10 protein-coding genes are annotated in these 13,175 nt (G+C 61.8%); 4 read left to right on the top strand and 6 right to left on the bottom strand.

All coding sequences use genetic code 11. From position 1 onward, the window contains the following. Window positions 1-36: 36 nt before the first annotated feature. From AHA_RS14120 to AHA_RS14110, 3 genes are read right to left on the bottom strand one after another with little or no spacing between them, the layout of a single operon-like run. On the bottom strand, window positions 37-720 hold the full coding sequence (locus AHA_RS14120; RefSeq protein WP_011706598.1) for a hypothetical protein: 684 nt from the start codon (window positions 718-720) through the stop codon (window positions 37-39). Window positions 721-770: 50 nt separating this feature from the next. Next, complete coding sequence (locus tag AHA_RS14115) at window positions 771-2,177, bottom strand: alkaline phosphatase (protein ID WP_011706597.1); 1,407 nt, start codon at window positions 2,175-2,177, stop codon at window positions 771-773. A gap of 11 nt (window positions 2,178-2,188) precedes the next feature. Then, on the bottom strand, window positions 2,189-3,580 hold the full coding sequence (locus AHA_RS14110; RefSeq protein WP_011706596.1) for an alkaline phosphatase: 1,392 nt from the start codon (window positions 3,578-3,580) through the stop codon (window positions 2,189-2,191). A gap of 332 nt (window positions 3,581-3,912) precedes the next feature. Here AHA_RS14110 and ylqF point away from each other — a divergent pair, with 332 nt between their 5' ends. Together ylqF and AHA_RS14100 are read left to right on the top strand one after the other, a co-directional pair. Continuing rightward, on the top strand, window positions 3,913-4,863 hold the full coding sequence (gene ylqF / locus AHA_RS14105; protein WP_011706595.1) for a ribosome biogenesis GTPase YlqF: 951 nt from the start codon (window positions 3,913-3,915) through the stop codon (window positions 4,861-4,863). 372 nt (window positions 4,864-5,235) lie between these two features. Then, entirely contained in the window at window positions 5,236-6,384 is a 1,149-nt protein-coding gene (locus AHA_RS14100; RefSeq protein WP_011706594.1) for an MFS transporter, read from the top strand. Between the two features lie 178 nt (window positions 6,385-6,562). Here the strand turns inward: AHA_RS14100 and AHA_RS14095 are convergent, their stop codons facing one another. The 3 genes from AHA_RS14095 to dinG form a co-directional block, all read right to left on the bottom strand. After that, entirely contained in the window at window positions 6,563-7,459 is an 897-nt protein-coding gene (locus tag AHA_RS14095; protein WP_164927688.1) for a histone deacetylase family protein, read from the bottom strand. A gap of 84 nt (window positions 7,460-7,543) precedes the next feature. After that, on the bottom strand, window positions 7,544-8,203 hold the full coding sequence (locus tag AHA_RS14090) for a YccT family protein (RefSeq protein ID WP_011706592.1): 660 nt from the start codon (window positions 8,201-8,203) through the stop codon (window positions 7,544-7,546). Window positions 8,204-8,376: 173 nt separating this feature from the next. After that, window positions 8,377-10,449, bottom strand: coding sequence for an ATP-dependent DNA helicase DinG (gene dinG, locus AHA_RS14085; protein ID WP_164927687.1), 2,073 nt, complete (start codon window positions 10,447-10,449; stop codon window positions 8,377-8,379). Between the two features lie 381 nt (window positions 10,450-10,830). Here dinG and AHA_RS14080 point away from each other — a divergent pair, with 381 nt between their 5' ends. Beyond that, window positions 10,831-11,898: a porin gene (locus tag AHA_RS14080; protein WP_011706590.1), complete on the top strand. Its 1,068-nt coding sequence runs from the start codon at window positions 10,831-10,833 to the stop codon at window positions 11,896-11,898. A 230-nt stretch (window positions 11,899-12,128) separates the two neighbouring features. Further along, window positions 12,129-13,070: a hypothetical protein gene (locus tag AHA_RS14075; protein ID WP_024944865.1), complete on the top strand. Its 942-nt coding sequence runs from the start codon at window positions 12,129-12,131 to the stop codon at window positions 13,068-13,070. Window positions 13,071-13,175 lie beyond the last annotated feature (105 nt).

Genomic DNA, 13,175 nt, shown 5'->3' with positions numbered 1-13,175 from the left:
CAGCACAAATCAGCTCACCCCATTCGGGGCGTCCCGTCAGTCGAAGAAATCCCGCAGATCCAGGGTCTGGTAGCCTTCCAGCTGCTGCCAGGGCAGGCTCTTTGGCAGGGGCTTGAGGGTCACCTCCATCCGGTAGCTGCGATAACCGTCGAGGCTCGCCGACTCCACCACCAGCGGCAGCTGCCAGCGGTTGGACCAGAGGATGCGGGTGCGCTGCCTGCCCTCGCGTTTTTCATACCAGCGCGCCTGTTCGGGGGCCGCCTCGTCGAGGGGGGTCATCTCTTGCAACAGGGCCGGGTTGATGAGGTGGTGGATCCGCTCCCAATCCGGCTTGAAGGCCACCTGGCCGTACTCCTCTTCCGGCACCTCCACCAGCTGGTTGTGCCAGCTGTCGGCGTAGCGCAGTTGCAGCATACCCTGCTGGTCGCGGGTCACCCAGCGCGCCGCCATCTGGTGGGTAAAGTGCTTGTGACCCGGGGTGGCATCATGGGTGGCGTGATAGGCGCGGGCAAGGGGCAGCGGGATGAGCCGCTGGCTCCACACCTGATCGCCAACCCGCAGCCACTTCTCCTGCCACTGGCTCTCCTTGCTGATGCCGTCGCTGCTGGTGACCCTGTCCTGATAGCGGATGCGGGCGGCCAGATCGGGGACTTCATCGGCCAGGAGGGGAAAAGCGAGGCTGCTGGCGAGCAGCCACAATGGAAGTAACAGTCGCATCATAGGGGATCGCTCGAATGAGCAGGGCCCGGCACCCTGCCGGGCCCTGCCGTTTACAGGCCGAGCGCCTCCTTCAGCTTGCCGAACACCTTGGTGTTATCCAGCGTGCCCTTGAAGCGGCTGCTGCCGGCGCCGTCCGCGAACAGCATCACATCGCCGCCGCCGTGGGTCTCGGAGCCGAGCTTGACCCCGGTCTCCTGCAGGTAGTCGTCCGCCATCACCTGATCGCTGGTGAGGGTGGGGCGCACGTCGGGGCGGTTGGGGCCGTTGCCGAACACCAGGGTGGTAAACGGCTTGCCATCCACGTCGTTCTGGGTCGAGCCATCGCCATTTTTCACCAGATCCAGCACCTTGTTGCCCTTGGCGGAGTAGCCGTTGATGGTCATGGTGTGGTCATGGTCGGCGGTGACCACGATCAGGGTATCTTCCAAGTCCACCTTGCCGAGCGCCGTCTTGACCGCGTCGTCCAGCGCCACCGCGTCGGTGAGCGAGCGCTTGGCATTGGTGCCGTGCAGGGCGTGGTCGATCCGGCCCCCTTCCACCATCAGGAAGTAACCCTGGCTGTTCTGGCTGAGCAGATCGATCGCCTTGGCGGTCATCTCGGAGAGCGACGGCTGGGTATTGGCCGGCCCCTTGGCGACGCGATCCAGCTCGTAGTCGAGGTGGGACTTGGCACTGAACAGGCCAAGCACCTTGCCCGAGTTGACGCCAGCCAGATCATCTTTGGTAGTGACGTAGCGATAGCCCTGGGCGGTCAGCTCGGCGGTGAGATCCCGCCCGTCGGCGCGGCCGCCCTTGTTGCTGGTGCTGTTGTAGGGTGTCCAGTGGTTGGCGCCCCCCCCCATCAGCACGTCGACCCCGTCCCCCAGCGCCTGGTTGAAGCCGGCACCGCCCGGTACCGCCTGCGCGGCGATGGCGTAGGCGGCATCGCGGTGGCAGATGTGGGAGTAGGTGGCGGCCGGGGTGGCATGGGTCAGCTCGGTGGTGGTGACGGCCCCCACCGACTTGCCCGCCGCCTTGGCCAGCTCGAGAAGGGTGGGTACCGGCTTGCCGTTGTCGCTGGCGCAGTTGTTGACGCCCTTGTTGCCGTTGGCGTCCTTGCCGGGGGCGACGGCTTTGGTGTCGCTGCTCATGGCGATCACCTCGTTGTTCATCTTGACCCCGGTGGTGTAGGCCGCCATGGAGGGGGCCGAGTCGGTGGTCTGGGCATCGTTGGAGAAGGTCTTGATGCGGGCGCTGCGGGCCAGTTTCATCATCTCCAGATTGCCCTCTTCTCCCACCTTGTAGAGGCGGGTGGCGGTGAGCACGGTGGGGCCCATGCCGTCGCCGATGAACAGGATGACGTTCTTGGCGTCGGCTGCCTGTGCCTGGGCCGCGCCGCCGAGGGCGGCCAGCAGGGCCGTACTGACCAGGGTTTTATGCAGGTTCTGCTTCATGGATTGGTTGATGGCTCTTTTCATGGGAATGCTCCTTACAGCCCGGCCGCAGCCTTGACCTTGCCGAACACGGCGGTGTTGTCGAGTGAGCCGTGGAAGCTATCCGCTCCCTGGCCGATGGCGCCGAGGAAGACGTCGGTGCCGCCGTGGGTCTCGTTGCCGATTTCGCCCACCTTGACCACCACCTCCTGGTGATAGTCGTTGGCGGAGACGGTGGCGTCGTCCAGCGGCGCCACGCTGCTGCGCGGCCCGTCCACCCGGTTGTAGCCGTTGCCAAAGCCGATGATGGTGTAGGGCATGCCATCGGCATCCTTGCTCGGTTCACCGGTTTCGTAGTTCTTCACCAGCCCGAGCACGCCGGGGTTGTCGGCGGTGGTCTTGCCGGTACGCTTGGCATAACCATTCAGGACTAGCGTGTGGTCATGGTCGGCGGTGACCACGATCAGGGTGTTTTTCAGCTCGGGATCGGTTTTCTTCACCTCGTCGAGAGTTGCCTTGATGGCGTTGTCGAAGGCGAGGGTGTCCTGCAGGGCACGCTTGGCGTTGGTGTCGTGCAGGGCGTGGTCGATGCGGCCCCCTTCCACCATCAGGAAGTAGCCCTGCTTCTGGTCTTTGAGCTGCTTGATGGCAGCCAGGGTCATCTGGGTGAGGGAAGGCTCGCTGGCGGGCCGGTCCAGGTCATATTTCATGTGGCTTGAGCCAAACAGCCCCAGCAGCGGCTTGCCCGCCTCGGCCTTGTTCAACTCGTCCAGATTGCCGGCAAACTGGTAGCCCTTGGCCTTCATTTCATCGATGAGGTTGCGGCCATCCTCGCGCTTGCCTTTGTCTGCCTTCGGCAGGAAGAAGCTGCTGCCGCCGCCGAGCACCACGTCCACCCCCTCTTTGAGGGCGCTGTTGTAACCGGCGCCGCCGGGCACCAGCTGGGCGGCGATGTCGGCTTCCAGATCCCGGTTGCAGAGGTGGGCATAGGTGGCGGCCGGGGTGGCGTGAGTCACCCGGGTGGTGGTGACCACGCCGGTGCCGCGGCCGGCGGCCTTGGCCAGCTCCAGCAAGGTGGTGACCGGCTTGCCGGCGCTCTTGCTGCAGTTGCTCTCCTGGGTGGCGTCGCTGTCCATGCTGATGACGCCGTTGTTGCTCTTGACCCCGGTCATGTAGGCGGACATGGAGGGGGCCGAGTCGGTCACCTGGGCGTCGTGGGAGAAGGTCTTGATGAAGGCCGTCTCCGGCAGGGTATCGATGGTGAGGCTGCCCTCTTCACCGACGCCGTAGATGCGGGCGGCGGTCAGGGTATTGAGACCCATGCCGTCGCCGAGGAAGAAGATCACGTTCTTGGCGCCGGGGGCGGGCGCACTGCTGTCGTTGTTGGAGTTGCAGCCGGCAGCCAGGGCGGCGCCGATCATCAATGCAAGTCCTGCCATCTTTCTCATTGGGGTTCGCTCCTTGTAAAACCTGAGCGCAGCCTAGAGGTCGCAGATGACACTTTTAGTGAAACGGGATGACAATCCGATGAAGGTGTTGCATGAATGTTATGTTGTATCAATAGCTTATATTAATGCAGCCGGAGCACGGGACGCCGGTGGGCGAGGGGGCCGGGTGGGGGAGAATCTGGCCGGATTGCGGGCTGGCGGCTAGAATGGCCTGTCAAATCAGGGCGTGTGCAGGTAAAATGCGCCCCCTTGCGACGCCCTGCGTCCGCCACCGCTCGCCGCTCGCGCCACCGCAAGCCAGCGCCCGCAGTCCCTAGATGAGAGTAACGGATATGTCCATCAACTGGTTCCCCGGCCACATGCACAAGGCCCGCAAAGAGATTGCCGAGGTCATGCCCCAGGTCGATGTCATCATCGAGATGCTCGACGCCCGCATCCCCTTCTCCAGCGAAAACCCGCTGGTGCCCGAGCTGCGCGGCGATACTCCGGTGATCAAGGTGCTCAACAAGGCGGATCTCGCCGATCCCGAGATCACCGAGCTGTGGGTGGCCCACATGGAGCAGGAGAAGGGGATCAAGGCATTGCCCCTGACCCAGCAGGAGCCGGAGAAGATCAAGCAGCTGCTGACTCTCTGCCACGAGATGCTGCCGGAGCGCAATCTGGAGCTGCGCGGCGTGCGTGCCATGATCATGGGCATTCCCAACGTGGGCAAGTCCACCCTGATCAACACCCTGGCCGGGCGCATCATCGCCCGCACCGGCAACGAGGCGGGGGTGACCAAGTCCCAGCAGCGGATCAAGCTGGACAACAACGTCATCCTGACCGATACCCCGGGTTTCTTGTGGCCCAAGCTCAACCCGCCCTCCTGCGGCTACCGCTTGGCGATCACCGCCGCCATCAAGGACACGGTATTTGACTATGCCGACATCGCCATGTTTGCCGCCGATTACTTCATCAAGGCCTACCCGGAGCGGATCCAGACGCGCTATCAGCTGAGCGAGCTGCCGGAAACCGAGATCGAGCTGCTGGAGCTCATCGCCCGCCAGCGCGGCTTCATGCGCAAGGGCGGCCTGGCCGATCTGCACAAGGCGTCCGAGATCCTGGTCAACGAGTTCCGCTCAGGCCTGTTGGGTCGCATCTCGCTGGAGACCCCGGCGATGGTGAGCGTCGAGATTGTGGAAGCCGAGGCCGAGGCCGAACAGAAGGCCAAGGAGAAGGCAGAGCGGGAAGAGGAGCGTCAGGCACGGGCACGTCGCAAGTACGCCAAGAAGCGTCAGCGCTAACCGGCATTGTGTCTGGTACTCATGAAGAGGCGGCCCCTGGGCCGCCTCTTTGTTGTTGGGCAGATTGAGCATCAGTGACGGGGCGGCTTGGCCACTGAGGTGGCGCGCTTTTGTGTGCGTGCTCCGCGGCCCTGTTGATAGCGCCGCGCAAGGTCGATGGGGATGATCGACCGGCCATGCCCCAGCAAGACCGCCAAACTACCCGTTAATCAAGGGGATGAGCCGGGCTGCCGAGCAAGTGCTGAGCGGTGCCAAATGAGGTTTTATTGCCGGCGTGAAAAAAACATCCCCAGCGCCAATTAACGCCGATTGACAATGGCATTGGCGGTGGCATGATTCGCTCGCATTTTGACTCTCCTCACGGTATTACCCATGACCACCTACACCCGGCCAGTGCTGTTGTTGCTCTGCGGCCTACTGCTGCTCACGCTGGCCATCGCGGTGTTGAACACCCTAGTGCCGCTCTGGCTGGCCCATGACAATCTGCCGACCTGGCAGGTGGGGATGGTCAGCTCCGCCTATTTCAGCGGCAACCTGCTGGGCACCCTGCTGGCGGGGGTGCTGATCAAACGCTACGGGTTCAACCGCAGCTACTACTTGGCCTCCGCCCTCTTTGCCATTGGTTGTGTCGGGCTCGGTATCACCCTTGGTTTCTGGAGCTGGCTCGGCTGGCGGTTCCTCGCCGGCATCGGCTGCGCCATGATCTGGGTGGTGGTGGAGAGTGCGTTGATGTGCAGCGGCAACGCGCGCAATCGAGGGCGGCTGCTGGCCGCCTACATGATGGTCTACTACCTGGGGACCGTGCTTGGGCAACTGCTGGTCAGCAAGCTGCCGACCGGCCTGATGGAGGTACTGCCCTGGGCGACCGGGCTGGTATTGGCGGCTATCCTGCCGCTGTTGTTCACCCGCATCGTCAGTGAGCGCAATGAGCAACAAGGGAGCACCCGGGTCTGGCCTATGCTGCGGCTACGACAGGCGCGGCTCGGGGTCGATGGTTGCATCATCTCCGGCATGGTATTGGGGTCGCTGTACGGCCTGATGCCGCTTTATCTGAACCATCGGGGGGTGAGCGATGCCGGCATTGGCTACTGGATGGCGGTGATGGTGAGCGCGGGTATCCTGGGGCAGTGGCCGGTGGGCCGTCTGGCGGATCGGTTCGGCCGCTTACCGGTGCTGCGGGTACAGGTGCTGGTGGTGATCCTGGGGTGCGGGGCCATGCTCGGCGGTGTGGCGATGGGCCCGGCGCTGTTTGTGCTGGGCGCCGCCGGTTTCACCCTCTACCCGGTGGCCATGGCGTGGGCCTGCGAGAAGGTCGAGCACCATCAGCTGGTGGCGATGAATCAGGCGCTGCTGCTGAGCTACACCATCGGCAGCCTGCTGGGCCCGGCCTGTACCGCGCTGTTGATGCAGCATTACTCGGACAATCAGCTGTTCATCGTGATCGCCGGCGTGTCGTGCATTTATCTGCTGATGTTGCTGCGCAAGCTGGGTGAACACCCGACGCCGGTGGCCCACGCCTGAACGGGGGCGGCATGATCCCAGCCCCGCTTCCCGACAAGGGGGCAAGACGGAGCTAGGGTGCCCGGTATCAATAGGGTACCCGGTATAAAGAAGAGGCGGCCCCAGGGCCGCCTCGTTGTTTGCAACGGTTGCCAGTTAGAGATTCATGGAGAGGAGAGATTGACGAAGCGATAAACGGCTAGCCGTAGCGCTTTTTCGCCTCTTCAAACAAGGACATATGCAGCGGGATCAACTGCTGCCAGTCACGCCGATAACCGCCGCCCGGCACGGCGGCGATGGGCAGCCCGTGCCGCAGTGCGCAGTCAAAGACCATGGCATCGCGCTGGCGGATCCCTTCATCGCTCAAGGCGAGATAGCCAAGCTCGTCATCCTTATGCACATCGACCCCAGCCTGATAGAGGATGAGGTCGGGGGCATAGAGCCGCAGCGCCAGGTTGAGCGCCTCTGCCAGCGTGGTGAGATAGGCATCGTCCGCCATGCCGCTTGGCAGGGGAAAATCCATGTGGGAGGCGGGCTTGTAGCGGGGGAAGTTGTGCTCCCCGTGCAGGGAGAGGGTGATGATGTCGCGCCGCCCCTGGCACAGTGCTGCGCTGCCATCCCCTTGATGGACATCGAGATCGACGATCAATACCTGCTCGCAGCGCCCTTCGTCCAGGCACACCTGGGCGGCGATCACCAGATCGTTGAAGAGGCAAAAGCCGCTGCCAACATCCCGGTGGGCGTGGTGATAGCCGCCGGAAATCTGCAGGCCACAACCCTGCTCCAGGGCGTGGCGGCTGGCGGCCAGGGTGGCCCCCACCGAGCGCAGGGTGCGCTCCATCAACAGGGGCGACCAGGGGAAACCGAGCTGGCGAATTGCGTCTGCATCAAGGGTGCCGGCGAGGGCGGCCTCCACATAGGCGGCATCGTGCACCCGTTTGATTTGCTCAGGGGTGGCGGGGGCGGCTTCTGCCAGCGGATAGCCTAGGCTGCCGAGCCGTTCGAACAGCGCCTGGTACTTGGCCAGCGGGAAGCGATGACGCGCGGGCAGGGTCAGGGCGGAGTAGAGGGGGTGATAGAAGATGCGCAGTGACATGACGGCAGGGCCTTGGTAGACAGGCAGATATGAAAAAGGGGAGCCAGGCTCCCCTTGTCGCACGAAACGAGTGCTCGCGCGCCATTACTGCTGCTGGATCACCCAGATCTGGAAGGCTTTGCGAGTTTCCGCATCGGCCTTGTTGTACCAGTTTTGCAGCTGGGTCAGGGCTTCCGGGTTGCTCTGAGCCTTGCTCGGGGCCACTTGCACCGGGGCGCTGTTGGCGGCCATGACGGCGGCGGTGGAGATGGCAACAGTTTTGGGCTGATTGAAGGCTTTGCCCATGTTGATCAGTTCTTGCTGATAGTCACGGGTCAGCTGAAAGCCTTCGACTTTCGGCAGTACGAACTGCTCGCTGGCAACGACCTGGTTGCTGCTCTTGTCTTTCAGTGCGACTTTTTGCTCTTTGACGAACAACTTGGCTTCAGCTTCGTTGCGCGGCTTCTTGTAGTCCAGCACCAGCTTCTGGTTGTCGGCGGCGGTGAAGTTGATCACCAGCGGCTCGGCAGTGACCAGCTTGGTCTCGCTGCGGCTGGAGTAGTTGCCTTCAAAGGCGACAACCAGTTGGTGCTTGCCAGCTTTGATAGGATAGGTACTCGTCTTGTCGAGCAGCTTGGGATTGATGGATTGGCCATCGACCAGCTGTACGACGTAGGGGTTGGTCACTTCCAATTGGGCATCGGCCAGGGCACTACCTGCCCACAACAGACCAGCCAGGGCCGGCACCAGAACAGTCAGTTTCATTTCATCTCCTTGAACAGTCGGCGAGTGCCCACTGAAAAACAGGGGCTCATTTTTACAGGTTTGCCCAAGGGCAGCAATAGGCGTTTATGGCGCCTGGGTTGCCTCTCGGCCCCGCTGCTTAAAGCGGACACGAGCCACGGCACGGGTGCTGACCGAGCCAATGGGCCCCTGTCTTACTCAATCCGACGGCTGAAGGGGGGCAGCGCGTCGAGCAACCCCTTGCCATAACGCTTGGTCAATAGACGTCGGTCGAGGATGGTGACCCGGCCCCTGTCCGCCTCTTTGCGGATGAGACGACCGCAGGCCTGAATGAGCTTGCGGGAGGCCTCAGGTACCGTCAGCTGCAGAAAGGGGTTGCCGCCCCGTTTCTCGACCCACTCGGCGGTGGCCTCTTCCACCGGCGAGTTGGGCACCGCGAACGGCAACTTGGTGATCACCAGGTTGGTGAGGTAGTGGCCGGGCAGATCCAGCCCTTCCGAGAAGCTGCCAGTGCCGAACAGGATGCTGGCCTGGCCGCCATCGCATTTTTGCTTGTGCAGGGTGAGCAGGGCATTGCGGGAGGCTTCGCCCTGCACCAGCAGGGAGAGCCCCTTGGCCCGCAGCCCCACCGCCACCTCGTTCATCTGCCGGTAAGAGGAGAACAGCACCAGGCTCGCCTCCTTGCCTGCCAGCAGGCGGGGCAAGGTGCTGATGAGCTCCTGGGTGAAGGCGGGGGCGCTGGGCTCGTGTTCCATTTTGGGCAGATAGAGCTCGGCCTTCTGGTAATCGAAGGGGGAGCGCAGCCGCAGATAGCGGGTGCCGTCGTGCTCTTTGAGCCCCACCTGATGGCGAAAATAGCTGAACGAGGAGAGGGCGGTCAGGGTCGCTGACACCAGCACGGCCCCCAGACACCTGGACCAGAGCCACTCTTCCAGCAGATAGCCGACCTCGATGGGGGAGGCATGCAGCCAGATGTCGCCGTCATCGCTCTTGACCATCCAGCGGGCCAACGGTGTCTTGCCCTCGGGCACATGGCGCCCCAACATCTCCCACAGGGCACAAAAACCCTCCAGTCGCTGCAGATAGAAGCCGCTCTCCGCCAGCAGGGGTTCGGCCTCCTTGCGGCGGATCTCGCCATCCTTCAACGCCTCGCCAATGGCGCCCTGCATTCTGTCCAGCGCCCGCAGTGCCTTCTTGCTCGCCTCCTTGAGGTTCTCCGCCAGCATCGGCAGCGGGTCGGGCAAGACGCCATCGGCGAAGCGACAGTGTTTTTCCTCATTGAACAGCCGGTCGTTGGCGGCGAGCCACTGCTCCAGCGCCTTCAGATCCGGCTGCAGGGAGGCCAGCGCATCCTGCAGCTTGAGCTGGGGATCGAGCAGGCTCTCCTTGTTGAGGGTTCTGGCCAGCTTGCCGGCACCCTGCGCCAGCTTCTCCAGCCAGCGGCGCGAACCCTTGACGCTGGCCGAGGCGGCGCCGTGATCGCGGGCGATGGTGGGCAGGTGGTGGGCCTCGTCCAGCACATAGATACACTCGTCCGGCGGCGGCAATATGATGCCACCCCCCATGGTGAGGTCGGAGAGCAGCAGAGCGTGGTTGACCACCAGCACATCGGCCGCATCCATGTCATTGCGGGCACGGTGGAAGGGGCAGTGCTGATGATGACTGAGCGCCTTGTTGCAGGTGTGGCGGTCGGCGGCGATGCGATCCCAGCAGAGATCGGTGATGGGTTTGGGCCAGTTGTCCCGATCGCCATCCCATTTGCCGTCGGTGTAGGCCTGCCACAGCGCCTGATAGCAGCTCTTGTCGGATTCTGACGGCTTGTGCTTGCTGAGGCTGCCGAAGTCGAACTCGAAGTTGGCCATCTCGCTGCCGCTTGCGGCCTGTTCCAGCAGGTGCTCGCAGCAGTAGCGCTGGCGCCCCTTGACCAGCATGAAGCGAAACGGCAGCTCGCTGTGGCGGTGGTAGAAGGGGAGGTCCTTGTGGATCAGCTGCTCCTGCAGCGCCACGGTGGCGGTGGAGATCACCAGCTTCTTCTGGGTGAGCCGTGCCACCGGGATGGCCCCCTGGGCATAGGAGAGAGACTTGCCGATGCCGGTGCCGGCTTCGGCCACCAGGATGCGACGCTGTTTGTCATATTCCCCGGTCAGTGTCTTGGCTATCTCGGCTACCAGAAAATTCTGCTCCTTGCGCGGCACAAAACCGGGTAAGCCATCGGCAATTTGTCGATAGGTATTGCGAATGGTGGTTTTGAGACGGGTAGACAGCATGAAAGAAATGACCGTTGCACAGGGTGAAGGGGGACAGGATACCTGCAACTGGCAACCGGGGTCGAGGCATGTGGCAACGCACAGATCCGACCTCCTCTTCTTTATATAGGGCGCGGCACCGCTATTGTGTGATAAATCACCAATCTGACCGAATAATACCAGCGGTTATCACTGTAAACGTTTTCCCATGACGTGCAAACAATGTGGGATTCAGGTCACAATTTTTCCGCTATGACTATGCTTTTCGTAAAAAGTTCCAAGTTTTTTCATTGCGGATTGGAAAACCCGGTGCTAGTCTCGGCGCCATAGTGATGCAAAGTACATCGCTAACACAGGGAATAACAACGACTTAGTGTTTAATTACAGTAGGCATTGGAAACTATGAAAAAGACAATTCTGGCTATTGCTATCCCGGCTCTGTTTGCATCTGCCGCTAACGCTGCAGTGGTTTATGACAAAGACGGTACCACTTTTGACGTATACGGCCGTGTTCAGGCTAACTACTACGGTGACCACAATACCGCTGACTCTACCGCTGCATCTGGCTACAAGGATGTTGACGGTGAGCTGGTTGGTTCCTCCCGTCTGGGCTGGTCCGGCAAGATTGCTCTGAACAACACCTGGTCCGGTATCGCCAAGACCGAGTGGCAAGTTTCTGCTGAAAACTCCGCCAACAAGTTTGACTCCCGTCACATCTACGTTGGTTTCGACGGCACCCAATACGGCAAGATCATCTTCGGTCAGACCGATACCGCGTTCTACGACGTGCTGGAACCGACCGATATCTTCAACGAGTGGGGTGACGCAGGTAACTTCTATGACGGTCGTCAAGAAGGTCAGGTTATCTACTCCAACACCTACGGCGGCTTCAAAGGCAAACTGTCCTATCAGACCAACGACGACAAGGCCGTCAAGGTTACTGACGTAGGTCAGGGTATCAAAGAAACTGCCGTTTACGGTGCCGATGTGAAGCGTAACTACGGTTATGCCGCTGCTGCCGGTTATGACTTCGACTTCGGTCTGGGTCTGAACGCAGGTTACTCCTACTCCGATCTGGAAAACACCAAGACCAACAACACTGGTGACAAGAAAGAGTGGGCACTGGGTGCACACTACGCCATCAACGGTTTCTACTTCGCTGGTGTTTATACTCAGGGTGACCTGAGCTACGACAACACCACCGGTGGTGACAAGGACAAGGGCCGTGGTTACGAGCTGGCAGCTTCCTACAACGTTGATGCCTGGACTTTCCTGGCTGGCTACAACTTCAAAGAAGCAAAAGTCAACTCCAATACTGCTGGTGCAGAGTACAAAGACCTGCTTGACGAAACCCTGCTGGGTGTACAGTACGCTTTCACTTCCAAGCTGAAAGCCTACACCGAGTACAAGATCCAGGGTATCGACAAACTGGACGACGAGTGGACTGTTGCCCTGCAATACAACTTCTAATCCAGCCTCTGCGCTGATTTAGTTGATAAACGGCCAAGCTTGCTTGGCCGTTTTGTTTTATCTGCTTCCCACTTGATTGTTTCTGTTCCCCTCTGTTGATCATTCTCTCCTTCTCCTGTTTGGTTTGCGCCAGTTCACGTTGTCTCTTTTCTGTACTTGGCTCCCGGTCAGCGAATCGCTAGATTATTCGGCTCGTTGCAGTATGTTCGGCAGACAGGGAAGGATGACGCTTGATTGACTTTAGTCACCCGCAGTGGCGGGAGCTGGCCCGCCAGCTGCTGGACAACCCCACCTCGGTGGTCCGCGCCCGTCAGTGGCAACCCCTGCTGGGCCTGCTCAAGGACAACCAGCTGCTGCTGGCGCTGGGCAACCACCACTATGAGCTGACACCTGCCGGCCGCCGCTACCTGACCCGTGAACTGACGCTGGCCGAGATCGCCACGGCACCACCGACCCCGGAGGAGTGGCTTCATGGGCAGGGGTGGCAGCTGGCGGAGCAGGTCAACGAACGGGTGCTCGCCGCGCTCTATCGCAAGAGCGAGGTGAGCTTTTCCCCCAACGAGCAGATCGATTTTGAAGACAAGGGGATCCGGCTCTGTGCCGATCAGCTGCTGCGTCTGCGCGCCCCCCAGCCGTTCAGCCTTTTTTTCAGCGGCGGCACCCTGCTCGATGCCGCCCCCTGGTTGCAGGCGCTCGGCGAGGTGGCGCTGCCCGAGCGCAACCTGGCCGGCCTCGGCAAGATCCTGTGGGGGGAGGGGGAGCTGCTGCGGGTGATCACCACCGACAGCGTCGGTGCCTTTGCCGAGCTGGTGCTGCCAGCGGGGACCCTGCTGGTCTGGGCTCCCGCCCCGGCACAGCAGGCGCTGCAGCAAGTGATCGCCGCTCTGCCGCCCCAGGTGCAGTGGAGCCATCTTACCTCCCTCGACCCGAGCGGGGTGGATCGGGTGCTGACTCTGGCCCAACGGCTGGGCCGTCCGGCCAGCTGGTGGCTGCCTACCTCACTGGCTCCCATCATGGCGGCCTATGCCCTGCCGCTGACCGACTCCCGTCCCTGGGAGCCGAGCCGGATACCCAAGTCATTGTTAGCAGTTTGTAGCGGTTTGGTTGAGTCCAATGGTGGCTTGTCTGCCGAGGTGTGCGCGTTGGCGCCGCAGTGGCATGCCATCGGTTGAGATTGCCGCAGATCCGGCCGAAAAAGCGGTTTGCCCCCACTCTGCACGGTGATATAAAGAGTTGACGAAGCGCTCGCCAGATGGGCGCTTTTGTTTGCCACGTGT

This window comes from Aeromonas hydrophila subsp. hydrophila ATCC 7966, from assembly GCF_000014805.1.
Taxonomy (GTDB): domain Bacteria; phylum Pseudomonadota; class Gammaproteobacteria; order Enterobacterales; family Aeromonadaceae; genus Aeromonas; species Aeromonas hydrophila.
The sequence above is the reverse complement of the archived record's forward strand: the minus strand, read 5'-3'. Positions and strand labels throughout refer to the sequence as shown.